General features: G+C 70.5%; 24 protein-coding genes and 1 pseudogene. 14 read left to right on the plus strand and 11 right to left on the minus strand.

Going from position 1 to position 25783, the window contains the following annotated elements:
- Positions 1-64: 64 nt before the first annotated feature.
- Positions 65-262, plus strand: coding sequence for a hypothetical protein (locus tag HMPREF3086_RS03680; RefSeq protein ID WP_070720200.1), 198 nt, complete (start codon positions 65-67; stop codon positions 260-262).
- Between the two features lie 35 nt (positions 263-297).
- Here HMPREF3086_RS03680 and HMPREF3086_RS03685 read toward each other — a convergent pair whose 3' ends face one another.
- The 3 genes from HMPREF3086_RS03685 to HMPREF3086_RS03695 form a co-directional block, all read right to left on the minus strand.
- The gene (locus tag HMPREF3086_RS03685; protein WP_061917713.1) at positions 298-726 is read right to left on the minus strand and encodes a hypothetical protein; all 429 of its coding nucleotides are present in this window, start codon (positions 724-726) and stop codon (positions 298-300) included.
- Positions 723-1103, minus strand: coding sequence for an MTH1187 family thiamine-binding protein (locus tag HMPREF3086_RS03690; RefSeq protein ID WP_061917710.1), 381 nt, complete (start codon positions 1101-1103; stop codon positions 723-725). The genes HMPREF3086_RS03685 and HMPREF3086_RS03690 overlap by 4 nt, the downstream gene beginning before the upstream one ends.
- A gap of 62 nt (positions 1104-1165) precedes the next feature.
- Positions 1166-2269 carry an LLM class flavin-dependent oxidoreductase gene (locus HMPREF3086_RS03695; protein ID WP_061917707.1) on the minus strand — a complete coding sequence of 368 codons (1104 nt, stop codon included), beginning with the start codon at positions 2267-2269 and terminating at the stop codon, positions 1166-1168.
- A gap of 348 nt (positions 2270-2617) precedes the next feature.
- Between HMPREF3086_RS03695 and HMPREF3086_RS03700 the strand changes: the two genes are divergently transcribed.
- On the plus strand, positions 2618-3271 hold the full coding sequence (locus HMPREF3086_RS03700) for a TetR/AcrR family transcriptional regulator (protein WP_061917704.1): 654 nt from the start codon (positions 2618-2620) through the stop codon (positions 3269-3271).
- Between the two features lie 158 nt (positions 3272-3429).
- Positions 3430-3981, plus strand: a complete 552-nt coding sequence (locus HMPREF3086_RS03705) for a YceI family protein (protein WP_070720202.1) — start codon at positions 3430-3432, stop codon at positions 3979-3981.
- Positions 3982-4087: 106 nt separating this feature from the next.
- Here the strand turns inward: HMPREF3086_RS03705 and HMPREF3086_RS03710 are convergent, their stop codons facing one another.
- Entirely contained in the window at positions 4088-4684 is a 597-nt protein-coding gene (locus tag HMPREF3086_RS03710; RefSeq protein ID WP_070720203.1) for a maltokinase N-terminal cap-like domain-containing protein, read from the minus strand.
- Between the two features lie 231 nt (positions 4685-4915).
- Here HMPREF3086_RS03710 and HMPREF3086_RS03715 point away from each other — a divergent pair, with 231 nt between their 5' ends.
- Positions 4916-5374: a hypothetical protein gene (locus HMPREF3086_RS03715; protein WP_070720204.1), complete on the plus strand. Its 459-nt coding sequence runs from the start codon at positions 4916-4918 to the stop codon at positions 5372-5374.
- A 91-nt stretch (positions 5375-5465) separates the two neighbouring features.
- Here the strand turns inward: HMPREF3086_RS03715 and HMPREF3086_RS03720 are convergent, their stop codons facing one another.
- A complete protein-coding gene (locus HMPREF3086_RS03720; protein ID WP_070720228.1) occupies positions 5466-6320 on the minus strand; it encodes an alpha/beta fold hydrolase in 855 nt (284 codons plus the stop codon).
- Positions 6321-6487: 167 nt separating this feature from the next.
- Here HMPREF3086_RS03720 and HMPREF3086_RS03725 point away from each other — a divergent pair, with 167 nt between their 5' ends.
- Entirely contained in the window at positions 6488-7132 is a 645-nt protein-coding gene (locus HMPREF3086_RS03725; RefSeq protein ID WP_070720207.1) for a flavin reductase family protein, read from the plus strand.
- 44 nt (positions 7133-7176) lie between these two features.
- Here HMPREF3086_RS03725 and HMPREF3086_RS19485 read toward each other — a convergent pair whose 3' ends face one another.
- Positions 7177-7485 (minus strand): hypothetical protein, encoded by a 309-nt coding sequence (locus tag HMPREF3086_RS19485; protein WP_070720209.1) that lies wholly within the window; start codon positions 7483-7485, stop codon positions 7177-7179.
- A 242-nt stretch (positions 7486-7727) separates the two neighbouring features.
- On the opposite strand from HMPREF3086_RS19485, the gene HMPREF3086_RS03735 reads away from it, so the two are divergent.
- The 3 genes from HMPREF3086_RS03735 (at position 7728) to HMPREF3086_RS03745 (ending at position 11922) form a co-directional block, all read left to right on the plus strand.
- Complete coding sequence (locus tag HMPREF3086_RS03735; protein ID WP_083324287.1) at positions 7728-9992, plus strand: catalase; 2265 nt, start codon at positions 7728-7730, stop codon at positions 9990-9992.
- Between the two features lie 465 nt (positions 9993-10457).
- Positions 10458-11051: an SRPBCC family protein gene (locus tag HMPREF3086_RS03740; RefSeq protein WP_246830892.1), complete on the plus strand. Its 594-nt coding sequence runs from the start codon at positions 10458-10460 to the stop codon at positions 11049-11051.
- Positions 11038-11922, plus strand: a complete 885-nt coding sequence (locus HMPREF3086_RS03745; protein WP_070720213.1) for an alpha/beta fold hydrolase — start codon at positions 11038-11040, stop codon at positions 11920-11922. The genes HMPREF3086_RS03740 and HMPREF3086_RS03745 overlap by 14 nt, the downstream gene beginning before the upstream one ends.
- Before the next feature lie 27 nt (positions 11923-11949).
- Here HMPREF3086_RS03745 and HMPREF3086_RS03750 read toward each other — a convergent pair whose 3' ends face one another.
- A complete protein-coding gene (locus tag HMPREF3086_RS03750; RefSeq protein WP_070720215.1) occupies positions 11950-13404 on the minus strand; it encodes an MFS transporter in 1455 nt (484 codons plus the stop codon).
- 118 nt (positions 13405-13522) lie between these two features.
- Between HMPREF3086_RS03750 and HMPREF3086_RS03755 the strand changes: the two genes are divergently transcribed.
- A complete protein-coding gene (locus HMPREF3086_RS03755) occupies positions 13523-14095 on the plus strand; it encodes a hypothetical protein (RefSeq protein ID WP_070720217.1) in 573 nt (190 codons plus the stop codon).
- Positions 14096-14107: 12 nt separating this feature from the next.
- Here the strand turns inward: HMPREF3086_RS03755 and HMPREF3086_RS03760 are convergent, their stop codons facing one another.
- A complete protein-coding gene (locus HMPREF3086_RS03760; RefSeq protein ID WP_070720218.1) occupies positions 14108-15052 on the minus strand; it encodes a TIGR03620 family F420-dependent LLM class oxidoreductase in 945 nt (314 codons plus the stop codon).
- Positions 15053-15184: 132 nt separating this feature from the next.
- Between HMPREF3086_RS03760 and HMPREF3086_RS03765 the strand changes: the two genes are divergently transcribed.
- From HMPREF3086_RS03765 to HMPREF3086_RS03785, 5 genes are read left to right on the plus strand one after another with little or no spacing between them, the layout of a single operon-like run.
- On the plus strand, positions 15185-16456 hold the full coding sequence (locus tag HMPREF3086_RS03765) for an acyl-CoA dehydrogenase family protein (protein WP_070720220.1): 1272 nt from the start codon (positions 15185-15187) through the stop codon (positions 16454-16456).
- A gap of 51 nt (positions 16457-16507) precedes the next feature.
- On the plus strand, positions 16508-16984 hold the full coding sequence (locus HMPREF3086_RS03770) for a hypothetical protein (RefSeq protein WP_070720222.1): 477 nt from the start codon (positions 16508-16510) through the stop codon (positions 16982-16984).
- A 44-nt stretch (positions 16985-17028) separates the two neighbouring features.
- Positions 17029-17892 (plus strand): SDR family oxidoreductase, encoded by an 864-nt coding sequence (locus HMPREF3086_RS03775; protein WP_165928534.1) that lies wholly within the window; start codon positions 17029-17031, stop codon positions 17890-17892.
- A 1-nt stretch (position 17893) separates the two neighbouring features.
- The gene (locus tag HMPREF3086_RS03780; protein WP_070720223.1) at positions 17894-19771 is read left to right on the plus strand and encodes a glycoside hydrolase family 15 protein; all 1878 of its coding nucleotides are present in this window, start codon (positions 17894-17896) and stop codon (positions 19769-19771) included.
- A 3-nt stretch (positions 19772-19774) separates the two neighbouring features.
- Positions 19775-20740 carry a TIGR03885 family FMN-dependent LLM class oxidoreductase gene (locus tag HMPREF3086_RS03785; protein WP_070720225.1) on the plus strand — a complete coding sequence of 322 codons (966 nt, stop codon included), beginning with the start codon at positions 19775-19777 and terminating at the stop codon, positions 20738-20740.
- A 115-nt stretch (positions 20741-20855) separates the two neighbouring features.
- Here HMPREF3086_RS03785 and HMPREF3086_RS03790 read toward each other — a convergent pair.
- The 3 genes and pseudogenes from HMPREF3086_RS03790 to HMPREF3086_RS03800 all read right to left on the minus strand — a co-directional run bounded on the left by HMPREF3086_RS03790 (position 20856) and on the right by HMPREF3086_RS03800 (position 25419).
- A pseudogene (locus HMPREF3086_RS03790) lies at positions 20856-22313 on the minus strand (NAD-dependent succinate-semialdehyde dehydrogenase).
- Between the two features lie 93 nt (positions 22314-22406).
- Complete coding sequence (gene pntB / locus HMPREF3086_RS03795; protein WP_070720227.1) at positions 22407-23828, minus strand: Re/Si-specific NAD(P)(+) transhydrogenase subunit beta; 1422 nt, start codon at positions 23826-23828, stop codon at positions 22407-22409.
- A 4-nt stretch (positions 23829-23832) separates the two neighbouring features.
- Positions 23833-25419 (minus strand): Re/Si-specific NAD(P)(+) transhydrogenase subunit alpha, encoded by a 1587-nt coding sequence (locus HMPREF3086_RS03800; protein WP_070720232.1) that lies wholly within the window; start codon positions 25417-25419, stop codon positions 23833-23835.
- Positions 25420-25783: the final 364 nt, after the last annotated feature.

Here is a 25783-nt window from a genome sequence, read left to right on the forward strand (position 1 = left end):
ACCACCCTCTACAAAACCCGGGGCTTGACAGTACGGCCTCGACCGCACCCCGTTCCTGCCCGGCGTGGGCTACACGCTCATCGCCACGCGCGGCGACCACCTCCTGCCGCCCGAGCGCAGCTTCGTGCCCGGCCCGGGCGTGCGCTGGGTGGTCACCGAGGACGCGTGCGGCGGCGGGCCGAACTCGCACGGCGGGATGGTCGTCGACGGGCGGACACACGCGCTCGTCGCCGGGGCGCTCGGCGGGGCCGCGGGCTGCTGACGGGGGCGGGTCAGGCGGAGAAGAGCGCCGTCTGATCAGCGGCGCTCACGCTCGTAGTGCTGGTACAGGTCGTACGCGTGCCGCAGCCCGAGGCCCGGGTGGGAGACGCGCAGGCGCCGCACGGCGTCGATCTCCCCCGACGATCCGCGGATCGCAGCGGCGACCTGCTCGGGTCGGATGGCCGCGGCGATCCGCAACGACCGCTCCTCGTTGCGTCCGCCCAACCACCAGCGGTGCGCGGCCCCGCCCAGCAGGAACACGGCGATGGCCGCCCACAGCAGCACGTCCATCACGCTGGGCGAACCGGAGGCCAGCTGGGCCGCCGCGATCACCAGCGCACCGGCACCGCCGGCCGCCGTGGCGACCACGTACGCGATCGTCGCCCCACCCCGCGGGCGCCTCAGGTGTTCGGCCATCGCGTCAGCGGCCTGCGACGACGACTCCAACGGACCGGGCCACGTCACGAGTGCAGCTCCTCGTCGTCGGAACCCTCCCCGGTCACACCTTCTCCGGCGCCGCCACCGGGCGCACCACCCCCGCCGCCCGCGAGGTGACGCTCCACCCGATCCACCTTTCCACGCAGCTCGCCGGAGCGGCCCGGCCGCAGATCCGCCTTGAGCACCAAAGACACCCGCGGCGACACGGCCAGCACGGCGTCGGTCGCGGCGCGGATGACGGGCATGACCTCGTCCCACTCGCCCTCGATGGTCGTGAACATCGAGGTCGTCTCGTGCGGCAGACCGGACTCGCGGACCACACGGACCGCCTCGGCGACCGCCCTGCTCATGGACGCCGACTCGTCCGTGGTGGACGTGGGGGCGACGGAGAAAGCGAACAACATGGCATCACCGTAGACCCGCCGCGCCGGATCGTGCAGATTCCGGGCACCCGACGAAACCTACGTCACAGACGCGAGACCGTCTGCGGCACACCCGGCGTGTACCCCGCCTCGGTGAGCAGCTCCCGCACGCGCGGGATGACCTTGCGGCCGTACAGGTCGATGCAGGTCATGAGGTCCTCGTGCGGTGTGGGGCCGCTGGCATACTTGAGGTCGAAGCGGTCCAGGCCCAGTGTGCGGACCGTGGTGGCGATCTTCTGCGCGACCGTCTCCGGCGAGCCGACGTACATGGCGCCCGAGCGGACCTCGCGGTGGAAGTCGGCCTCGGTCGCGTCGCCCCAGCCGCGCTCGCGGCCGATCTGGTTGCGGTTGACCAGCCAGTGACGCACCGACAGTTCGGCAGCCTTCGCGTCGGTCTCCGCGACGAAACCGGGCGAGTGCACGGCGATCGGCAGGCGCGGCGCATCGGTCCCCGCGAGCTGGGCGTTGGCCTCCCGGTACAGATCGGCGAACGGTGCGAACCGGCCGGCGGGCCCGCCGATGATCGCCAGCATGAGCGGCATCCGGTAGCGGGCCGCGCGGACCACGGACTCCGGGCTGCCTCCCACGGCGATCCACGCGCTGAGCCCGTTTTCGGTCTTGGGGTAGACGTGCTGGTCGACCAGCGGCGGCCGCAGCTCGCCCGACCACGTCACCGGTCCCTCCGGCAGCAGCGCCGCGAACAGGTCCAGCTTCTCGCTGAACAGCTGCTCGTACTGGGACAGGTCGAAGCCGAACAGCGGGAACGACTCGGTGAACGAGCCGCGGCCCAGCACCACCTCGGCGCGGCCGTTCGACAGCGCGTCGATGGTGGCGAAGCGCTGGAAGACGCGGATCGGGTCGTCACTGGACAGGACGGTGACCGCCGAGCCGAGGGTGATGCGCTCGGTGCGCGTGGCGATGCCGGCCAGGACCACGTCGGGAGCGGAGACCGCGAAGTCGGGGCGGTGATGCTCGCCGATGCCGATCGCGTCGACGCCCACCTGATCGGCGAGGACGGCCTGCTCCACCACGTCGCGCAGGACCTGCGCGTGGTGGACGGGCCGGCCGTCGCGGTCGACCGTGGTGTCGCCGAAGGTGTCGAGGCCGAAGGCGACGCGGGGCTGTGGTCCGGGGGCTGCGGTGCTCACGCGTTCACTATAGTTGATCCATCATCTTGCTTTGGCCGGACGGTACGCCGCGAGGGCGCGGGGCAGGCCACTTCCCCACGGCCGGTGGCCACGTCCCCGCCCGCAGCGCGGACCCGTGCGGCACGCCATAACTCGTTTTCCTGGTGGGTGCGCCTCGCCGCGCACCGCGCGAAGGGGTTCGTATGACCGCGCCTACCAATCGCCGTGATCGGCGCGCTCCATGCTCGACACGCCCCGGCATCAGCAACAGGTCGCCTACTTCATGTATGAACACGACATGCGTACCCGTGAATTACCCCGAGGACTCGCCCGCGCCCACGGACCCGCCCTCCGGCCCGAGGTGACGACATGACACCCGCGGCGCCGGCCGGCACCACCTCCCCGCGGGGCGACCGGCGGCGCGAGGCGCTGCTCGCCGCGCTCGACGACCGCCTCAAGACCACCGCGCTGGACGACATCTCGGTGGCCGACCTCACCGAGTCCGCCGGCATCACCCGGTCGGCGTTCTACTTCTACTTCGACTCCAAGGCCGCCGCGGTGGGCGCGCTGCTGGCTATGGTGCAGGACGAGGCGAACGCCGCCGTCGAGACCGCGGTGCGCGGCGAGGGGGAGTTCCGCACCCGGGTCACCGCCGCGCTCGAGCGGCTGACCGACCGGGTCCTGGACAAGGCTCACATCTACCGGGCTCTGCTCACCGCGCGCAGTAAGCACGCCCAGACCCGCACCCTGTGGGACGACGGTCGCCGGGCCCTCGCCGTGCAGGTCGCCGAGTTCCTCCGCGCCGAGCGCGCGGCCGGCCGGGCCCCGGAGGGTGTCGACGCCGACGCGCTCGCCGAGGGGCTCATCCACATCAACGAGACCGTCCTCGAGCAACTGGCGTACGACCCGGGCCGCACGCGGGAACCGCTGCTCACCGTCGCCGCGGACATGTGGGTGCGCACTGTGTACGGCCGCCCGGACCCCGCAGTGGACCCCGGGGCCGATCCGGGGAGAACCGCATGACAACGACCGTCGACGTCGCCGCTCCTCTCCGCCGCCTGCGGTGTGATTTGATTCACACCTATTGGTAGTTGAGACGTCACAGGGCCCGCCCTATCGTTGGTGATACAACAACAAGGAAGCGTCCGGCATCGACCGGACCGATCCCACAAGGAGTCACCATGACCGCGAGCCTCACCGACCTGACCGGCACCTGGTCCCTCGACCCCACGCACACGCGTCTCGGGTTCGTCACGCGTCACGCGATGATCACCAAGGTGCGCGGCGCCTTCAACGACTTCACGGGCACCGTCACCGTGCCGGCGGAGGGCATCGAGGGCGCGAAGGCCGAGGTCACCATCAACGCCTCGTCGATCGACACCCGCAACGCCGACCGCGACGGTCACCTGAAGTCCAACGACTTCTTCGACATGGAGAACCACCCCGAGATCACCTTCACCTCCACGAAGATCGCGCCCAACGGCTCGGGCGGCGTCGACGTGACCGGCGACCTCACCATCAAGGGCACCACCAAGTCCGTGACCATCCCGTTCGAGTACGAGGGCACCGCCACCGACCCGTTCGGCAACCAGCGCGCGGGCTTCGAGGGCACCACCACCCTCAACCGCACCGACTTCGGCCTGACCTGGAACGCCGCGCTCGAGACCGGCGGCGTACTGGTCTCGGAGAAGATCACCCTCGAGCTGGAGATCTCGGCCATCAAGAACGCCTGATCCGCCCGGCGTCGGAGCCGGACGCCGCTACGGCCGCAACGCCCGCCCCGGCATCGACCGGGGCGGGCGTTGGTATGGCGTGAGAGGGGGCGCCGGACCCGACGGCCTAGGTGACGACGACGAGGACCGCCGTGTGTGTGCCGTCTCCGTCCTCCCAGGTCCCGCTGAGCGTGCCCGGGGAGCCGATCAACGGACGGTCGGTCTCGGCGTCGTTCTCCTCGTTGACGACGCGGACGACCCGCGGGCTCGCCTCGGGGGACTGCCCGAGCCCGTCGCCGCCGCCGCGGATGTTGACCGGGGACGGCGTGACCGCATCCTCCTCGACCAGCAAGTGGTCGGCGGCGGTGTCGCGGTGGCTGATAACGCGGCAGACCTCGGTCACGTAGACGGGGTCGGCGGGGGCGTCGTACACCCAGCGCCGACCGAGGACCGAATGCTCCGTTGTCCCGACCAGCGCGTCGGCGGCGTCGGACAGCTCGGCGCCCCGGTAGGTCACGGGGACGTGATAGGTCTGTGAGCCGTCGGAGAGCAGGAACGACTCCATCCCCACCTCGCCGTCCGGATCGACGAACCGGTAGGCCGTCACCTGCTCGAGGCGCTCGGGATCACCGTCGAACCAATCCTGGCGACGGACCCACCCACGCAGCAAGTCCAGCTTGCCCGGGTCGAGGACGGCGTCATAGATCTCGGCGGTTCCACTCATGCGCTAAGACTCCCCGAAAACACCCGGTCCGGCAAACGATCGGAGCTCCGGGCGTGGGAATGAAGAAGAATTCGTACTCGCGGCGTTCTCCCTGGGCAGCGGCCCTGCACGCCCGGCCGAAAGCCTCGTATGTGTGGCCGTCGTCACAGCGAGGTCGTCTGTCGACCGTTACGGTGAGCCCGATATCTCCGGGGACATCCTCCGGAATCCCGATAGGAAGGTGTGACGCATATGAAGAAGACCATCGCTGTCATCGGTTCCGCCGCCGCCCTGTCCTTCGCCGGTGCCGGGCTCGCCTCGGCTCAGAGCGCCGTCCCCGGTGTCGACGCCGGTTCGCTCGGCGCGGGTGAGACCGTCGAGACTCCCGGCGAGGACGTCGAGACCCCCGCGGAGGTCTCCGCCATCGCCGAACAGATCTGCGGCACCATCGACGCCTACGACTTCCTCGGCTCGGCCGAGGGCGTGGTGCCGGGCCTGAGCGGCGAGGACTGCGCCGCCAACGCCCAGCTCGCCGTGGACGCCGCCTTCTCCGGCGACATCCAGGGCGCGATCGACATCCTCCGGGGCATCGAGGCCGAGGTCTCGGACGAGGATGACGCCGAGGACGATGTCGACACCGAGGAGCCCGTCGAGGGCGAGAACGTCGCGCCCGAGGGCGACGATGAGCCCGTCACCACGGCCGTCGCCTGAGATTGACCCTGAAGGTTGACCTGTGACGGCCTGACCATCAGGCCCCCGCGACGCGGCCCCTGTCCCTCATGGGAAGCCGGGGCCGCGTTCGTCACGGACGGGTGAGGAAACCCAGCACGACGGACTCGAACGCCGCCTTCTGCTCGATCATCACCCAGTGTCCGCAGTTCGGGAACACGTGGATCTCGCCGTGCGGCAGCATCCGTAGGGGCAGCAGGGCCATGTCCACCGGACTGACCCGGTCGTCCCGACCCCAGGTGATGAGCGTCGGCGCCTGCACCTGACCTAGCCTTGCCCACGCCGGTATGACCGCCGCGTCACGGGGGGCTGCAGCCATCGCCGCCAGCGCCTCGCGCCCGTACATCCGACGCGAGGAGGCCAGCGTCTCGGGATCGGTGGCCTGCGCCCAGCGTTGCTCGATCATCTCCTCGGTCACCAGGGACTTGTCGTAGACCATCGAGTGCAGCCACTCGATCAGCCGCTCGCGCGTGGGGTCCTCGACAAACGCGGATAACCGGATGATGCCCTCGCCCGGTCCCGGGGAGAAGATCGAGACGCCCGCGCCGCCCACGGTGACCAGCCTCTCCACCTGCTCGGGACGCTCCAACGCGAACGCGGTGGCGATGAACCCGCCCATCGAGTTGCCGATCAGGCTCAGCCTCTCCAGGCCCAGGCCGTCGACGAAGTCCTGGACCGCCGTCTGAGCGGAGGCCACGGGGTGGAGATCGCCCGCCGGGTCGCTCACCCCGAAGCCGGGCAGCTCCAGCACGATGGTCCGGAAGTGCTCGGCGAACACCGGCACGTTGCCGGAGAAGTTGCGCCATCCGGTCACGCCCGGACCTGAGCCGTGCAGCAGGAGAAGCGGCGGGCCGTCACCGGCCTCGCGGTAACGCAACATCCCCCGGTCCGTGGCCAGCTCGAGCAGCGGGGGCTCGGCGGAGTACATGGCGGAGGGCGCGGCAGCGGACGTGCCGGGGGCCGAGACGGTGGAGGTGGTGACGGCGCGATCAGTCATGGCCACAGCTTTCCCTCCGCACCGATTCTCACGCGCCCGGATCCCGCTCACCGGGAGTCGGCGGTCCCGACCCGGCGACAGGCGGTACCAGTATCTGCATGGACATCGCCGTGGACTCAGAGATCGACCACCACGACCCCGTGGCGCTGCGGGAGCTGCTCGGCCGGTTCTGCTCAGGCATCACCGTTGTGGCGACCGAGGGGCCCGCAGGGGTGGTCGGCTTCGCCTGCCAGTCGTTCTCCGCCCTGTCGCTGGATCCGCCGATGGTGCTGATCTCGGTCATGCGGCGGTCCCGGACGCTGCCCGTCCTGCTGGAGCGCGGCGACTTCGCGGTGAGCGTGTTGGGTTCCGACGCCGCGGAGGTCTCCGCGACGGTGGGTGGTCGCGATCCCGACAAATTCGCGCGCGTGCCTCTCGCATGGACGGGCCGCGGCACGCCGGTCATCGCCGGGTCGCTCGCGTGGTTCGACTGCTCGGTCACGCGGGTCGTCGACGGCGGTGACCACGTGGTGATCCTCGCCGAGGTGAACGGCGCCGGCCCGCAGGACTGTTCCGGTGATCCGCTGTTGTTCTTCCGGGGCCGCTACGAGCAGATGGCCCGCCCGATGCCGACCGTCCCGACCGCCGTCACGCACGCGGCCACGCCGGGGATCGCGTCCGCGGCCGCTGCCGCCGCCGTCGACGGTGCATACCGCGAACCGGTCGGGGCGCTCGCGGGCTACGTCCCGGGCGACTGGTTCTAGCTCCGCGATGAACGTGCCGGCGAGGGCGGCCGGGAACCGCATGGTCAGCAGGGGCCCGAACTCCTGGGCGACGCCGCTGGGCGTGACGATGCGCGCCGACACCCGCTCGCGCGGCGCGCGCACCACGCTCGCCGCCCCCCCCGCGCGGCGAGGTACCGCACGATCGTGTCGGCCATCGCGGTAACCGGCACCGCGAACAGTGCGCCGACGATGCCGAACAGGTACGTGCCGGCCAGGACCCCGACGACGACGAGGGCCGCCGCCGCTCGCGGGACCCGCTGCGGGATCCGGTCGACGAGCGGCCGGAGCATGACGGCGAGCAGGACCGCGATCGCGACGGGCGCGATGATCACGGACAGCCGACCGATCGCCTGCCCGAGCAGCCAGCCACCACCGGTGATGAGGAGCAGACACGCGGACCACGCGCCGCCAGCAGGAGCGGGTACGGGAGGTGCTCGCGGGCGACCGGCGGTGATGCCATGTCATGAGAATAGGCGTGGGTGAACGTTTCCCAGCGACATCGAGCGGTTGCGGACCGGTCAGGTCTGGGCAGAATCTCGGCCACGGACAGGTCCCACCCCGCGAAGGAGCACCGATGCCCGATAAGAGGTCAGAATCCAAGTCCGCCGCCCGGTCCGCCGCCGAGAAGATCGTGGACAAGGCCGGGGAACTCGCCGACGACCTGGTCGGCGGCGCCGACGTCGTCCCCGGCACCCCCGGTTCCCGCCCGCCGACCGTGGACGAGCCCACCGAGCCAACGAGCCCGCTGCCGCCCAAGGCGGACCAGAAGGGCGCCACCCCGTACGGCCCGACCGGCGCCGAGCCGCCCGGCTCCGTCACGGCCCGCGAGGAGGTCATGCGGCAGCAGGGCGCCTTCCTCACCACCGCGCAGGGCGCCCGCCTGTCGGACACCGACCACTCGCAGAAGGCCGGCCGCCGCGGCCCCGTGCTGCTGCAGGACCACCACCTGCGCGAGAAGATCATGCACTTCGACCACGAGCGCATCCCCGAGCGCGTGGTCCACGCCCGCGGCGCCGGCGCGCACGGCGTCTTCCGCGCCAACGGCGCCGCCGCCAGCGTCTGCAAAGCCGGCGTGTTCGCCGAGGGCAAGGAGACCGAGGTCTTCGTCCGCTTTTCCACCGTTCTCGGCAACCGCGGCTCCGCCGACACCGTCCGGGACACCCGCGGATTCGCGACCAAGTTCTACACCGACGAGGGCACCTGGGACCTGGTCGGCAACAACATCCCCGTGTTCTTCATCCAGGACGCCATCAAGTTCCCCGACGTCGTCCACGCCGCCAAGCCGCACCCGGACCGTGAGATCCCCCAGGCCCAGAGCGCGCACGACACGTTCTGGGACTTCGTCTCCCTACACACCGAGGCGCAGCACCACACCCTGTGGAACATGTCCGACCGCGGCATCCCGCGCTCGTACCGGATGATGGAGGGCTTCGGCGTCCACACCTTCCGGCTCATCAACGACGCCGGCGAGACGAGCCTGGTGAAGTTCCACTGGAAGCCCCACCTCGGCGTCCACTCGCAGGTGTGGGAAGAAGCCCAGATCACCGGCGGAATGGACCCGGACTTCCACCGCCGCGACCTGGCCGACGCCATCGAGTCCGGCGCCTTCCCTAAGTGGGACCTCGGCATCCAGGTCTTCCCCGACACGGTCGACGAGAACGGTGTCAGCGAGATGTTCCACGGCATCGACCTGCTGGACCCGACCAAGATCGTGCCCGAGGAACTGGCCCCGGTGCAGGTCATCGGCACGATGGAGCTCAACGCCAACGTCAAGAACTTCTTCGCCGCGACCGAGCAGGTCGCGTTCCACCCGGGCCACCTCGTGCCGGGCATCGACGTCACCAACGACCCGCTCCTGCAGGGCCGGCTGTTCTCCTACCTGGACACCCAGCTCACCCGCCTGGGCGGGCCGAACTTCGGGCAGATCCCCATCAACCGCCCGCACGCCCCGGTCAATGACATGCTCCGGGACGGCTTCCACCAGCAGGCCGATCACGTAGGGGTGGCCCCGTATCAGCCCAACTCCCTCGACGGAGGCTGCCCGTTCATGGCGGGCACCACCGATGGCGCTCTGGTCGAGGTGGCGCAGGAGATCGCCGACGCGCAGATCGAGCGCCGGTCTCCCGCGACGTTCGACGACCACTTCTCGCAGGCCACGCTGTTCTACACGAGTCTCACCGAGGTGGAGAGGGAGCACGTCGCCGAGGCGTACACCTTCGAACTGGGCAAATGCTATGAAGAGGCCATCAAGGTCCGGCAGGTCGAAAAGCTCGCACACATCGACCACGACCTGGCCGTCACCGTGGCCGCCGGGCTGGGCCTGCCCGCGCCCACGAAGGTGCCCGTCGCGGAGGTTGTCACCAGCCCGGCGCTCTCGCAGATCGGCAAGGAGTGGCCGTCCGACGGCCGCCAGATCGGCATCCTCGTCACCGAGGACTCCGACGTGGACGCCGTCTCCGAGCTTGTGCAGGCGGTGTTCGACAACGACATGGTGCCGCTGGTGATCGCCCCGACCGGCGGGATGCTCGGAAACCCAGAGGCCGGCGAGGCCGTGCCGGTGTCCCGGACCTATCAGACGCAGCGGTCCATCGAGTTCGACGCGATCGTGGTGGTCGATCTCCCCGCCAACCCGCGCACGGACATCCTCATCAGCGAGATGTTCCGGCACAAGAAGGCCATCGCGTCGCTCGCGTCCGTCGACCGGTACACGGACTTCGGGATCACCTCGGACACGCCCGGCGTCGTTCAGGTGGACTCCGCGGCCGGCGTGGTGCCCGCGCTCAAGCCGCTGCTGGCCAACCACCGCGTGTGGGAGCGGCCGGACCCGGCCCGCGTCTGATTCCGGCCCGCGTCTCATCCCAGCCCGCGTCGGATTCCGGCCCGCTCCGATGGCTCGGGGCTGTACGCCGCCCAGGGGCCCACGGGCTCGCACGCCACCCATCGGATTGCGCGCCGCCTATCGGATATCGCGCCACCTATGGGGCCCCCTGGGTGACGCGTGTCCCGATAGGCGGCGCGGCTGCCGGGCGGTTCGGCGGCGGTCGATGCGGTGTTCTCGGGTCTCTGTGGCGGGCGACGCGGTGTTCGGGAACCTCTGCGGCGGGCGAGGCGGGGCCCTGAGGTGGACGATGCCGGGCTCCCGCCGCACGATCTGCCCCTCCGATCTCGCCTCGCGCCTCGGAAGTCGATCCGCTCGCGGAACTCCGCGGGCGTATCGCAATCCGAGGGGCGGATTCCGCTTGAGGCGCCTCGGCCGGAGTGCAACCGTCCCCGGGTCCCGGCGGGCACGGGTAGCGTCGCCGCCATGAGCGACTACGCCTCCTCACGGGACGCCACCGCAAGCAGGGCCGCCACCAGCGAGGGTGCCGCCGCCAGTGCTGGTCCCGATGCCAGTGCAGGTGCCGGTGGTGCGGCCGCCGAGTACCGCTTCGAGGCGCGACGAGTGATCGCGGCGGCCGCAGACCGGGTGTTCGCCGTGCTCTGTGATCCCGACGGCCACGTGGCCATCGACTCCTCCGGCATGCTGCAGTCGGCGGAGGGGTCGGTGGTCACCGCCGAAGGCGACAGGTTCGTGGTCCACATGGATCGCGAGTCGCTGGGTGACTATGACATGGGCGAATACGACGTCACGGTGATCATCACCCGGTTCGAGCCGGGCGCCGAGATCGCCTGGACCATCGACGGCACCATCAAGCCCCCGATCGGCCATACCTACGGCTACCGACTCATCCCGCTCGACGGCGGTGATCGGACCGAGGTCGTGAGCTACTACGACTGGGCCGACGCGCACCCGGACTGGCGTGATTCGGGGGTGCTGCCGGTGCTGGACGCATCGGCGCTCAAGGCGACGCTCGGCATCCTCGACCGGGCGGTCAGGAGGGGATATGTCCGCGGCTGATCCGAACAACCCACGACCGGACCTGTGGTTCTCGCGCGACGGCATGGAGTTGCGCGCCATCGACTCCGGGCCAGAGGACGGCGAGGCGATCGTCCTGCTCCACGGGTTCCCGCAACGCACCTCGAGTTGGGACCGGGTCGCCCCGCTGCTGCACGCCGCCGGCTACCGCACGCTCGCGCTGGACCAACGCGGGTACTGCGAATCCGCCAGGCCCCGTGGTCGGCGCGCCTACCGTCTTCCCGAACTGGTCGGCGACGTGATCGCCCTCCTCGACTCCGCCGGGCTCGCCGACGCCCACGTGGTGGGCCACGACTGGGGCGCCGCGGTCGCGTGGGGCGTGGCCGGCGCCCACCCCGACCGGGTCCGCACCCTCACCGCCGTCTCGGTTCCCCACCCCGCGGCGTTCCTCACGGCGATGGTCAGGTCTGACCAGCTTTTGCGCTCCTGGTACATCGGGTTCTTCCAGCTGCCGCTGATCCCGGAGCTCGTGCTCAGCTCCCCCGGGCCGCGGCCCGAGAAGGCACTCGCCGGCATGGGCATGACGCCGGAGATGATCCAGCGCTACCGCGACGAGATGGTCGCCACCGGTGCCATCCCCGGCGGCCTGGGCTGGTACCGGGCCCTGCCGTTCGCCGCACCCGGCGCCGCCACCGCGAAGGTCCGCGTCCCCACGACGTTTGTGTGGAGCGACCGCGATCCGGCCCTGGGCCGCGGCGGCGCCGAGCGGACCCGCGAGCACGTGGACGCCGACTACCGGTTCGTCGAGATGAACGGCGTCAGTCACTGGATCCCGGACGAGCGGCCGGCGGAGTTGGCCGACGCGATCGTGGACCGAGCCCGGTCCGCCTCCGGCCCGGGCGCGGACGGCTAGCGGCGCGGGCCAGCGCGGGCCGGGGCGTCAGACCGTCTTCTCCCGCGTGGAGTCGTCCGCCGGCGCATCCTCGTCTTCCCACGGCGGCGGGATCGTGGCCGCCACGGCCGCCGCCAGCAGGGTCACACCGCAGCCGAACATCAACCCGACCCGGAAGCCGGTCTCCGTGGGGACGAACAGACCCTCGAAGTCGTAGGACATCTGCGTGAGCAGTACGCCGAGCACCGCGGCCGACGTCGTGGTCCCGATCGAGCGCATGAGCGTGTTCACGCTGTTGGCCGATCCCATCTCCGAGGTCGGCACGGACGCCATGATCAGCGCGGGCATCGCCCCGTAGGCGAGCCCCACGCCACCCGAGACGATGATGCCCACGATCATCACTCCCCACGTGGATCCCATGAGGAACAGACCGGACGCGTAGCCGACCGCGATCACCAGGGATCCGAGGATGAGCGTGATCTTGGGTCCGCGGGTGCTGATGAGCCGGCCGCTGAGCGGCGACACCGCCATCATCGCCAGGCCACCCGGCGCGCTCCACAGCCCCATCGCCACCATGGACTGGCCGAGCCCGTGACCGGTCGCCGCCGGCAGCTGCAGGATCTGCGGCATGATCAGCAGCTGCGCGTACAGGCCCATGCCCACCGTCACGGAGGCGATATTGGTCATGAGGACCGGCCGACGTGCGGCCACGCGCAGGTTGACGATGGGCGACGGGTGTCGCAGCACCCACAGGGCCCACGCCGGCAACGCGACGGCGGCCGCCGCGAGCAGTCCCAGCGTCAACGGGGAACCCCAGCCCCAGTCGGCGCCCTTGGATACCGCCAACAGCAGACAGATCAGGGCGGTCGCCAGCCCCAGCGCGCCGACGAGATCGAGCGTGCCGTCGGGCTTGGCGGCCGGCATGACGCGGAGTCCGACCGCCATCAGCGCCATGATCGCCACGCCCAGGGCGCCGGAGCCCCAGAACATCCACTGCCACGACCCGTACTGCGCCAGCGCTGCAGCCGCCGGCAGGCCCAGCGCACCACCCACACCGAGCGAGGAACTCATCAGGCTGATCGCCGGCGCGAGCCGGCCGGCGGGCAGGACCTCCCGTATGGTCGCGATGCCGATCGGGATGACACCGATGCCCACGCCCTGGAGCGCCCGCCCGATGAGCATTGGCCACAGCGACCCGGCCAGCGCGCACAGCACCGAGCCGACGACCATGACGGCGGTGCAGCCGATGAGGACGTACTTCTTGGGGTAGAGATCGCCCAGCCGTCCCATGACCGGCCCCGCCACCGCGCCGGCGAGCAGCGTGATGGTGACGACCCAGGACGCGTTGACCGCCGACGTGTTGAGGATCGCCGGCAGCATCCCCAGCAGCGGGATCACCAGTGTCTGACTGAGCGACATGACGATCCCGGCGAACGCCAGGACCGCGATGAGGCCGTTCTCGTCCGACCGGCCGGCGTCCCCGCCGCGCGCTGGTGCAGTCATCCCGTGTCCTTCCGACAGACCCTGTGTCGGACATTACAGACAGGTGTGAACACGTTCTCGTGCCGCCCGGTCCCGCGCCGCCCTTGTCCACCCGGCCGCCCGGTGACACCATCACCAGATGAACACCACCGGCATCTCCCGGCGGGTCGCCCGCCGGTCGGTCGTCTCCGCGACCACCATACTCGCCGCCACCGCCCTCGCGGTGACCACCACCGTCTCCGCGCCGGCGATCGCGGGCGCCCAGGCGTCCGCCGCACCCGGTCCCCTCACCCTGGGCTCACTCGGCCCCGGATCCGCCGAGGCCGTTCCGCAGGTCCTCCCCGCTGCGAATCGTCTTGTCGCGGTCGGCGGCAGCCCCACGGGCGCATGCGCCGGCGCCGTGTCGACGACCCTCAACGGGAACGGCTACCCCGGCTCGTCCAGCGTCAGCTGGGCGTTCGCGGTGATCGGGGTCGGCCCCTGCGATCTCACCGCCACGCTCTCGTGGCGCAATCTCGACTCGGGCGAGACCGGGGAGAAGATCGCGCACATCGCCCACCCGCGCATCTCCACCGGCGTGCCGGACCCGATCTCCCACCCGTACGAGGCGATCATCCCCACCGGCTCCGGGCCGGTCGAATACCGGCTCACGACCACCGGGGGCGCGGTCGCCGAACCCGTCGTCGTCGAGACGGCGCCCTGGTCGGGTTAGCCCGCGCCCGGCTCAGCCCAGTAGGCCCTCGGCGGCGATCCGCCAGTCCGCCACCGGCGGGACCAGCATGTTCTCCCCCAGCACCTGGACGAGCACCGTGGAGGCGCCGGCGTCGAGGTGCTCCTGCACGCGCGCCCGCGTGGCCTCCAGCCCGCGGGTGACAAGGGCCTGCTTGAGGCGGTCGCTGCCCCCGCGCACGTAGTCCGACTCGTCGAAGCCCTGGCGGGTCCAGGAGTTCCGGTAGTTGGGCAGGCCTGTATAGACGTTGAGGTGCTCGTGCGCGCGCGACCGCCACACCTCGTCGTCGTCCTCCACTCCCTCGGCGAGCACCGCGGCGTGTTCCACGATCAGCGCCGGCCCCTCCTCACCGGTCCCGCCGAGGATCTCCCGCGCCTGCGCGGTGTGCTCGGGCAGCGTGAGGTAGGGGTGGGCGCCGGCGGTCCGGTCGCGCGACAACTCGAGCATCTTCGGCCCGAGGGCGGCGAGCACGACCGGCGGCATGGCCTCCTCGCCCGCCGCGAGCGGCCGGGTCCGGTCGAGGGCGTCGAGGTACTCCCGCATCGCCGCGAGCGGCCGACCGTAGTTGTGCCCGCGGTGCCGCTCGACCAACGGCGCGTGCGACACGCCCAGACCCAGGACGAACCGGCCCGGGTGCATCACCTCGATCGTGCGGGCGGCCGCACCCGCGGCGGAGGCGTCGCGGCCGTAGATGTTGGCGATGCCGGTGCCGAACACCAGTCCGCGCGTGGCCCCGAGGTACAGCTGGGCCGCGGTGAACGCCTCGCGTCCGACGGCCTCGCCGAACCACAGCGTGCCCCAGCCCTGGTCCTCGACCTCACCGAGCACGTCCGGGATCTGTGCCACCGGGACGCCCTCGAGCGAACCGGTCCACAGGCCGACCCGCCCGAGCTGCTCACGGCCCGCGGGATGGGATGCGCTGTCCCGGAGAGAAGTCATGGCACGAGTGTGCCCGACGCGCGCGGCCGTTCGCCGCAAACCCGCATCCCCGAGACAGTTCCACGACACACTGAGCTGCAACGTGTTGCAGCGCACGCGCGGCGCGCCCGATACCGAGGAGATGAGACGCCGATGTTCGAGTGGTCCGAGACCGACCTGATGATCCGTGACGCCGTGCGCGGCTTCATCGCTAAGGAGATCCGTCCGAACCTGGACGCCCTGGAGAGCGGTGAGATCACGCCGTACCCGATCATCCGGAAGCTCTTCGCCGAGTTCGGGATCGACGCCATGTCGCGCGACAGCGTGGAGAAGATGCTCGCGAAGGAGCGGGCGCGGGCGTCCGGTGACGCGCCGCGCGGAGACGGCGGGAAGGACGACGACGACGAGGAGGGCGGCTCCGGCGACGCCCTCAGTGGCCGCGATTCCATGATGGCGGTCGTGATCAGCGAACTGGCCGGTGCGTGCATGGGGCTCGTCTCGGCACTAGGCGTGAGTCTCGGGCTGGGGGCCACCACGATCGCCTCCCGCGGCACGCTCGAGCAGAAGGAGCGCTGGCTGCCGGGGATCATGACTATGGAGAAGGTGGCGTCCTGGGCCATCACCGAGCCGGACTCGGGCTCGGACGCCTTCGGCGGGATGCGCACCTACGTGCGGCGCGACGGCGACGACTACATCCTCAACGGCCGCAAGACGTTCATCACCAACGGCCCGTACGCCGACGTGATGATCGTCTACGCCAAGCTCGACGAGGGCGATCCGGCGGTGGGCCCGCGCGACCGCAAGGTCCTCACGTTCGTCCTCGACAAGGGCATGGACGGGCTCACCCAGGGCCCGCCGTTCAAGAAGATGGGCCTGCACAGCTCCCCCACCGGCGAGCTGTTCTTCGACGACGTCCGCGTGGGCCGCGACCGACTGCTCGGCGGGTCCGAGACCGGCCGGGGCGGCGACGGGAAGGAGTCCGCGCGGTCGAGCTTCACCGCCGAGCGGATCGGGGTGGCGACCATGGCGCTCGGGATCATCGAGGAGTGCCGCCGGCTGTGCATCGAGTATTCGCGGGAGCGGACGCTGTGGGGCCAGGAGATCGGCCGGTTCCAGCTCATCCAGCTCAAGCTCGCGAAGATGGAGGTCGCGAGGATGAACGTGCAGAACATGGTCTTCACCTCCATCGAACGCGCCCGCGCCGGCAAGCCGCTGTCGCTCGCCGAGGCGTCGGCCATGAAGCTGTACTCCTCCCGGGCCGCCACCGAAGTCGCCATGGAGGCCGTCCAGCTGTTCGGCGGCAACGGCTACATGGCCGAGTACCGGGTCGAGCAGCTCGCGCGTGATGCCAAGTCGCTCATGATCTACGCCGGCAGCAACGAGATCCAGGTGACGCATATCGCCAAGGGGCTGCTCGCGCGCTGAGAGCCGTGTCGTTCCGGTTGCCGTGCGCGTCCGGACTCGTACCGTCATGTCATGGCCACCGAGATGTTGCACACCTACATGCAGGACCACCACGCCGGTGCCGCCGCCGGGATCGACCTGTTCCGGCGCGTCGCCGAGGATCACAACGACCCCCACGTCCGAGAGGTCGTGGGCCGGATCGGCGACGAGACCGTCGAGGACCTCAAAGCCCTCGAGGAGCTCATGACCCTGGCGGGAACGTCGCCGTCGCTCCGCAAGGACCTGCCCGCCAAGGCATCCGAGAAGCTCGGCCAGCTCAAGCCCAACCGCCGCATCGCCGACCGGTCGCCGCTCAGCGACCTGGTCGAACTCGAGGCGCTCACTCTTGCGGTGACCGGCAAGAAGATGGGCTTCCGGGCGCTGCTGGAGATCGAGGACCCGCGCCTGCCGAGGCCGACGCTGCAGAACCTCTTCGACCGGGCCGAGCGGCACGCCCGCGAGTTGGAGGAACTGCGCGTGAAGTGCACGGACGCCCTCAAGAAGCAGTGATCGAGATGGGTACCACGAGCGACATCGCAGACAATGCGCAGCAGATGGTCAACGACTCCGGCGGGTTCCCCGCCCAAGAGCAGGAGCCGCCCGGGCTGACGTCCCGGATGGACCCACGGCCCGACCACGGCGAGCACAGCTATCGCGGGTCCGGCCGACTCGAGGGTCTCAAGACGCTCATCACCGGCGGGGACTCGGGGATCGGGCGGGCCGCCGCGATCGCCTTCGCCCGCGAGGGTGCCGACGTGGCGATCTCCTACCTGCCCGTCGAGCAGCCGGACGCCGAGGAGACCGCCGAGTGGATCGAGAAGGCCGGACGCCGCGCGGTCCTGCTGCCGGCGGACCTGCAGGACGAGGCGCAGTGCCGGAAGGTCGTGCGTGACGCCGCCGAACAGCTGGGTGGACTCGACGTCCTCGTCAACAACGCCGCCTACCAGCACGCCCGCGGCGACGGGCTGGAGACCATCGACTCGGAGAATCTCGACCGGGTGATGAAGACCAACCTCTACGCGACCATCTGGGCCAGCCAGGAGGCGCTGCAGTTCCTCGGCCGCGGGTCGTCGATCATCAACACGACGTCCATCCAGGCCTACCAGCCGGCGCCGCCGCTGGTGGACTACGCGGCGACCAAGGCCGCGCTCAACAACCTCACCGTCAACCTGGCCAATGAGCTGGGCGAACGCGGGATCCGCGTCAACGCCGTCGCTCCCGGGCCCATCTGGACGCCCCTACAGCCGGCGACCCAGGACCCGGAGAAACTCGAGGAGTTCGGCGGCGACACACCGCTGGGCCGCGCCGGTCAGCCCGGCGAGTGCGCAGGCGCGTACGTCTTCCTCGCGTCACCCTCCGACGCCAGCTTCGTCTCCGGGACGGTACTGGGGGTGACGGGCGGCAAGCCCATCTTCTGACATGTCGACCCCCCTCGAGGAGTACGCCCTTCTGTCCGACCTCCGGACCGGCGCGCTCGTCTCGCGCGACGGCAGCATCGACTGGCTCTGCCTGCCCCGGTTCGACTCCCCGGCCATGTTCACCGCGCTGCTCGGCGGGCCCGAGGACGGCCGGTGGCGGCTGTCGGCCGTCGACGGCGAGGTGATCGAGCGGCGCTACCTGCCGCTGACCTTCGTCGTGGAGACGACGTGGCGCGGTCCGCGCGGCATCGCCCGGGTGACCGACTTCCTGCCGCGCAGCACCGATCAGGGTGACCTCGTCCGCCGCGTCGAGTGCCTCGAGGGTGAGATCGAGGTGGAGCACGACCTGCGGCTGCGATTCGACTACGCCCGCGCGACGCCGTGGACCCGGGAGGTCACGCTCGACGGCGGCGAGCGGGCGCTGCTCGCCCTGGCCGGCCCGGACGCCATCCTCGTGAGCGGCCCGATGCTGACGTGCCCGGACGCCGAGGTCGGCACCGCCACCGGCGGACAACGGGCCACTCGACTGGAGGGCAGATTCGCCCTGACCGCCGGCGAGATCGCCGCATGGGACCTGACGTGGTTCCCCTCGCACCAGGACCCGCCCGCCCCGCCGGACACCGAGCAGGCCCTCGACGCCACGGTCGGCATGTGGCGCGAGTGGGCCGACCAGCTGTCCGTCGACGGCCCCTACCGGGAGGAGGTCGTCCAGTCCCTGCTGGTGTTGCGCGCACTGACGAACCTCGACACCGGCGGCATCGCGGCCGCCCCCACCACGTCGCTTCCGGAGGAGTTCGGCGGCGGCCGCAACTGGGACTACCGCTACACCTGGCTGCGCGACGCCGCGTTCACCATCGAGGTCGTGGTGGCGCACGGGCTCACCCGGGGCGCGACCCTGTGGCGCGACTGGCTGCTGCGCGCGGTCGCCGGTGACGCCCGGGACGTCCGGATCATGTACGGACTCTCGGGCGAGCGGCAGCTACGCGAGGAGGAGCTCAACCACCTCGACGGGTACGAGAACTCGCGCCCCGTCCGCATCGGCAACGGCGCGGCCGACCAGTATCAGGCGGACGTCGTGGGCGAGGTGATGATCGCCCTCCACGAGCTGCGCGCGGCGGGCGTGAACGAGAACGAATACACCTGGGGGCTGCAGAAGAGCCTGCTGGACTACGCCGAGGCGAACTTCGACCGCGAGGACCACGGCATCTGGGAGATGCGCGGCGACACCCACCACTTCACGCACGGCCGCGTCATGATGTGGGCCGCCTTCGACCGAGGGATCAAGGCGGTCGAGGAGTTCGGCCTCGACGGTGACGCCGAGCGCTGGCGGGAACTGCGCGCCCGGCTGGCCGAGGAGATCGAGGCCGAGGGGTTCGATCCGGAGCTGGGCAGCTACACCCAGACCTATGACAACGACGAGGTCGACGCGTCCCTGCTCCAGCTGCCCCACACGGGATATCTGGCCTTCGACGACCCGCGCATGCTGGGCACGGTCGCCCGAATCGAGAAGGACCTGGTCAGCGGGTTCGGTCTGGTCAACCGCTACCGGACCGCCAGCGGCATGGACGGGGTCGGCGGCACCGAGTACCCGTTCGTCATGTGCACGTTCTGGCTGGTGGAGCAGTACGCGTGCAGCGGGCGGCTCGACGACGCCGAGACACTCATGGGCGAGGTGCTGGCCCGCGCGAGCGACCTCGGACTGTTCGCAGAGGAGTACGACCCGGACACCGGACGACAGGCGGGCAACTTCCCCCAGGCGTTCAGCCACATGGGACTGATCCGCGCCGCGGACGCCATCGACGCCGCACGCGGCGCCCGCGACGCGCACGACACCCGCGGCACCCGCTCCACACACGGAGCCGGGCAGAAGGAGGACTGAGCGATGGCCGACTACGGGTTCCACGCCTCGCACGAACAGATCTCGCCCGGTCGACTCCTCGTCGACGTGCAGCGGGCCGAGCGGGCCGGTTTCCGCATGGCGATGTGCTCGGACCACTTCGCGCCGTGGTCAGTCCGTCAGGGCCACTCGGGCTTCGCCTGGTCCTGGCTGGGCGCGGCCCTGGCGTCCACCGACCTCGAGTTGGGCACCGTGTGCGCACCCGGGCAGCGCTACCACCCCGCGGTGGTGGCCCAGGCGTCGGCGACCCTGGCGCAGATGTTCCCGGGACGCTTCTGGCTCGCCCTGGGCAGCGGTCAGAACATGAACGAGCACGTCACCGACGACCCCTGGCCCGCCAAGGACGTCCGTCAGGCGCGGCTCGAGGAATGCGTTGACGTCATCCGCCGCCTGCACGCCGGCGAGGAGGTCACCCACCGCGGACTCGTGAAGGTGGACCGGGCACGCGTCCACTCCCTCCCCGACAGCCCGCCGCCGCTACTCGGGCCCGCGCTCACCCCGGCCACCGCCGAGCGGGCCGCCGCCTGGGCGGACGGGCTCATCACCGTCAACGCCGACCTCGAGACGGTGGCCGGGATCGTGCGTGCCTACCGCGGCGCCGGCGGGCGCGGGCCGCTGGCCCTGCAGGTCCACATCTCGATCGCCGACACGATCGGGCGGGCCCGCGATCTCGCCCGCGACCAGTGGCGCAACAACGCGGTCGACTCGCCCCTCGACGCGGACCTGGCCACCCCCGAGGAGCTCGATCTCGCCGGGCGGTACCTGCCCGACGAGAAGATCGCCGAGGCCGTGATCGTCACCGACTCCGTTGACGACCTCGTGGGTCGACTGCGCGAGTTCGAAGCACTCGGCTTCGAACGGATCTACCTCCACCACGTCGCGGAGGACCAGACGCCGTTCCTCGAACTCGCCGAGCAGGAACTCCTGCCCGCCCTCCACGGTTCCACGTGAAACCCGCAGGCGCACTGCCATCGGGCGACTGAACGCCTCGTCGTCGTCCCCTCTCCCACGCGACCAGAGAACCCGCCCACCACCGGCGCGCCGGCGGCACGGCCCGCCCCCGCGTCTACACGTTCCTGATGGCGACCGCGCGGGTGTTGAGGTAACACTCCATGGCCTCGGGCCCGCCCTCGGAGCCGTAGCCCGAGTCCTTGATCCCGCCGAACGGGAGCTCCGCGGACGGCATGGACGGCATGTTGACCCACAGCATCCCCACCTCGACCCGCCGGGTCAGCAGGTCCGCGTTCGCCAGCGAGCCGGTGAACGCGTAGCCGGCCAGTCCGTACGGCAGTCGGTTCGCCTCGGCGACGGCCTCGTCGAGCCGGTCGAACCCCCGGATCCCCGCGACGGGGCCGAACGGCTCGTCGTTGAAGAGGCGGGCTTCGGTCGGGACCTCGTCGAACACGGTGGGGGGCCAGTAGTTGCCCGCCTCGCCGATCCGGTGTCCTCCGGTGAGCACCTGCGCACCGCGGTCCACGGCGTCGGCGTGGAACTCGCCCATCGCCGCGAGCCGGCGGTCGTTGGCCAGCGGGCCCATGGTCGTGCCCTCCTCCAACCCGCTGCCCACCCGTATCGCCTCCGCGTGGTCGACCAGCGCGCGAGCGAACTCGTCGCGGACGCCGTTCTGGACGAGGAACCGCGTCGGGGAGATGCACACCTGGCCGGCGTTGCGGAACGTCATCGGCCCCATCGTCTTCAGCACGAGCTCGAGGTCGGCGTCGTCGCACACGATCACCGGGGCGTGGCCACCGAGTTCCATGGAGCTGCGCTTCATGTGCTGACCGGCCAGGGCCGCCAGCTGTTTGCCGACCGCGGTGGACCCGGTGAAGGTGACCTTCCGGATCACCGGGTGCGGGATGAGATAGCCCGAGATCTCGGCTGGATCGCCGTAGACCAGGCCCAGCACCCCGGCGGGCAGGCCCGCGTCGGCGAACGCGCGGATGAGCTCCGCCGGGCTGGCCGGGGTCTCCTCGGGCGCCTTGACGATCAATGAGCACCCGGCCGCCAGGCCGGCCGCGATCTTGCGGACCACCTAATTGACGGGAAAGTTCCACGGCGTGAACGCGGCCACCGGGCCGACCGGGTCCTTGACCACCATCTGGCGGATGGCGATGTCCGTGCGGTGGGGCACGAGTCGCCCGTAGACGCGCAGCCCCTCCTCGGCGAACCAGTCGATGATGTCGGCGGCCGCGAGGATCTCGCCCTTCGCCTCCCGCAGCGGTTTGCCCTGCTCCAGCGTCATCATGCGGGCGACGAAATCGGCCCGTTCCCGCAACAGCTGCGCCGCCGCGCGCATGATCGAGCCGCGCTTGGCCGGGGTCGTGTCCCGCCATACGGCGAAGCCCCGGTCGGCGGCGTCGAGGGCGCGGTCCAGATCCGCGGTGGAGGCGTGGGCGACCGCGCCGATCACCTGCCCGTCGGCCGGGTTGAGCACATCGATGGTGCGGCCGTCGGCGGAGTCGGTCGACTGGTCGTCGATGAACAGGCGGGTGTCCGGGTACGCGGTATCGGGTGCGGCGCTCATGGTCCCACTTCTACCCGCCCGAACGGGCACGGGCCCGGAACCGGCGGGAATTCCACCGGTTCCGGGCCCGAGCGGGACCTGCGAGGTGCGGACTCAGACGCCTGCGCCCTGCTGGTCCTTGACCGCGTTCAGGATGTCGCCGACGCGGTCCTTGGCGTCGCCGAACAGCATCTGGGTGTTCTCGCGGAAGAACAGCGGGTTCTGCACGCCGGCGTACCCGGCGGCCATGGACCGCTTGAACACGATGACGTTCTCGGCCTCCCACACGTGGAGCACGGGCATCCCGGCGATCGGGCTGCCCGGATCCTCGGCGGCGTCCGGGTTGACGGTGTCGTTGGCACCGATGACCAGGACGACGTCGGTGTCGGCGAAGTCGTCGTTGATCTCGTCGAGCTCGAGCACGATGTCGTACGGCACCTTGGCCTCGGCCAGCAGCACGTTCATGTGCCCGGGCAGGCGACCGGCCACCGGGTGAACGGCGAAGCGCACGTCGACGCCACGCTCGCGCAGCGTGCGGGTCAGGTCGGCGACCGGGTACTGGGCCTGGGCGACGGCCATGCCGTAGCCCGGGGCGATGATGACCGAGGAGGCGCCGGCGAGCATCTCGGCCACGCCGGCGACGTCGATCTCGGTGTGCTCCCCGTGGTCCTTGCCCTCGCCGGAGGCGGCCTCGATGCCGAAGCCGCCCATGATGACGGAGAAGAACGAGCGGTTCATGGCCTTGCACATGATGTACGACAGGTAGGCACCCGAGGAGCCGACGAGCGCACCGGTGACGATGAGCAGGTCGTTGCCCAGCAGGAAGCCGGTCGCCGCAGCGGCCCAGCCCGAGTACGAGTTGAGCATCGACACCACCACGGGCATGTCGCCGCCGCCGATGGAGGCGACGAGGTGCCAGCCCAGCGCCAGGGCCAGGACGGTGACGACGATGAGCATCCACAGGGCGGGGCTGATGACGAACCACACGGTGAGGACGACGAACGCCACGAGGATGCCGAGGTTGATGAGGTTCTTGCCCGGCAGGACCAGCGGCGCGGACTTCATCTTGGCCGACAGCTTGAGGTAGGCCACGATCGAGCCGGTGAAGGTCACCGCACCGATGAAGACGCCGATGAACACCTCGGCGTGATGAATACCCAGCAGCGATCCGGTGAGCTCACCGTGCAGGTCGGGCTCGAGGTAACCGTTCCAGCCCACGAGGACGGCGGCGAGGCCGACGAACGAGTGCAGGAGGGCGATGAGCTCGGGCATCTCGGTCATCTGCACACTGCGCGAACGCCACAGCCCGACGGCGGCACCGATGGCCACCGCACCGACCATGAGGACGATGCCCAGGGTCGGGGGCTGGTGGTCCAGGACCAGGGCGACGGTGGCGATGAGCGCCAACGCCATGCCGGAGATGCCGAAGGTCAGCCCCCGGCGGGCGGTCTCGTGCTTGGACAGTCCCGCCAGCGACAGGATGAACAGCAGCGCCGCGATCAGGTAGGCCGCATTGGCGGCGGAGTCGATCGACATCTTCTCAGGCTCCCTTCGAGAACATCGCGAGCATGCGACGGGTCACGGCGAAGCCGCCGAAGACGTTGATGGAGGCGAACAGGATCGCCACCACGGCCAGGATCAGGCCGAGGGTGTTGTCGATCCCGATCTGCAGCAGCGCGCCGACCACGATCACGCCCGAGATCGCGTTGGTGACCGACATCAGCGGGGTGTGCAGTGCGTGGTGGACGTTGCCGATGACGTAGTAGCCGATGACGATCGCCAACACGAACACCGTGATGTGCCGGGCGATGTCACCCGGCGCGGCTGCCGTCAGGAGCAGGAGCAGCGCCATGCCCACGGCGATCATGCCCAGCTTCGCGGCGGGCGAGAGCTTCTTCTTCTCCTGCGCGGGCTCGGCCGGCGCGGAGGCCGCCGCAGCGGCGGGTGCGGCACTGACCTGCACCGGCGGCGGGGGCCACATGATCTCGCCGCCCTTGGTGACGGTGACGCCCCGCTGGACGACGTCGTCCATGTCCAGCGCCCAACCGCCGTCCTTGTCCGGGGTGACGAGCTTGGTGAGGTTGACCAGGTTCGTGCCGTACAGCTGCGAGGCCTGCGCGGGCAGACGGCCGGCCAGGTCGGTGTAGCCGATGATAGTCACGCCGTTGTCAGTGACGACGACCTCGTCGGCCACGCTTCCCTCGACGTTGCCGCCCTGCGCCGCGGCCATGTCGACGATGACCGAACCGCGCTTCATGGCCGCGATGTCCGCGGCGGTGATGAGCCGCGGCGCCTTACGGCCCGGGATCAGCGCGGTGGTGATGATGATGTCGACCTCAGCGGCCTGATCGGTGTAAAGCTTGGCGGCCGCGCGGTCGTAGGCCTCGCTCGTGGCCTTGGCGTAGCCGTCGGTCGAGACGACCTTCTCCTCGTCGGGCACCTCGACCGGCAGGTACTCGCCACCGATCGACGCCACCTGGTCGGCGACCTCGGGCCGCGGATCGGTCGCGCGCACGATCGCGCCCAGGCTCGAGGCCGCACCGATCGCGGCCAGTCCGGCCACCCCGGCACCGGCCACCAGGACCTTGGCCGGCGGGACCTTGCCCGCAGCCGTGACCTGCCCGGTGAAGAACCGGCCGAAGTGGTGGGCGGCCTCGATCACGGCGCGGTATCCGGCGATGTTGGCCATCGAGGACAGCACGTCCATGGACTGGGCGCGAGAGATTCGAGGCACCGCGTCCATGGCCAGCGCGGTGACTCCGCGCTCGGCCAGCACGGTCAGCAGTCGTTCGTTCTGCGCCGGCGCCAGCAGACCCACCAGCGTGGCCCCGGACCGCAGTCTGGCGACCTCGGCCTCGGTGGGCACGGCCACCTTCATCACCACGTCGGCCGACCACGCCCTGTCACCGTCGACCAGCTCCGCGCCGGACTCGACATAGGCGGCATCGGCGAACTCGGCGCGGGTTCCGGCACCGCGCTCCACGACGACCCGGTAACCGAGGCCGATCAGCTTGGCCACGGTGGCGGGCGTCGCGGCGACACGGTTCTCTGCCGGGTCGGACTCCGCGACGACACCGATCACCGACGACGCCTCCACGGTTTCTCCGACTTCGGTCTCCGGGGTCATCTCAGGGATCTCTTCAAGACTCGAGGCCATAGGGCATCCTTTTACAACGTTGTGTTCGAGCCGACGCATGTGCGCCGGGCGGCGGTTCGGGTGGTGGGCACCAGAGTTCTGGTCATTCTCCGTGTAGCCCCGCCCGGTCAGGGCAGTGGGTCCCTCGACAACGATCCGGAATCGAGTTCACGAAGCACCGCGAAGAGTTTGTGGCCCCTGCTTCGCCCGCCGCTACGGCAACGCCTTCACACCGGGGCGGGGTGGTGCCTCAACGGTCGAGAAGACTTTGCGAAAGCTTACTTCACGCCGTGCACCGCGTAGAAATGATGTGATGAGGATTTCTGGCTCTTCGCATCTGAGCGTGGGTGAGGAC

The organism is Dietzia sp. HMSC21D01, assembly GCF_001815995.1.
GTDB classification, from domain to species: Bacteria; Actinomycetota; Actinomycetes; order Mycobacteriales; family Mycobacteriaceae; genus Dietzia; species Dietzia cinnamea.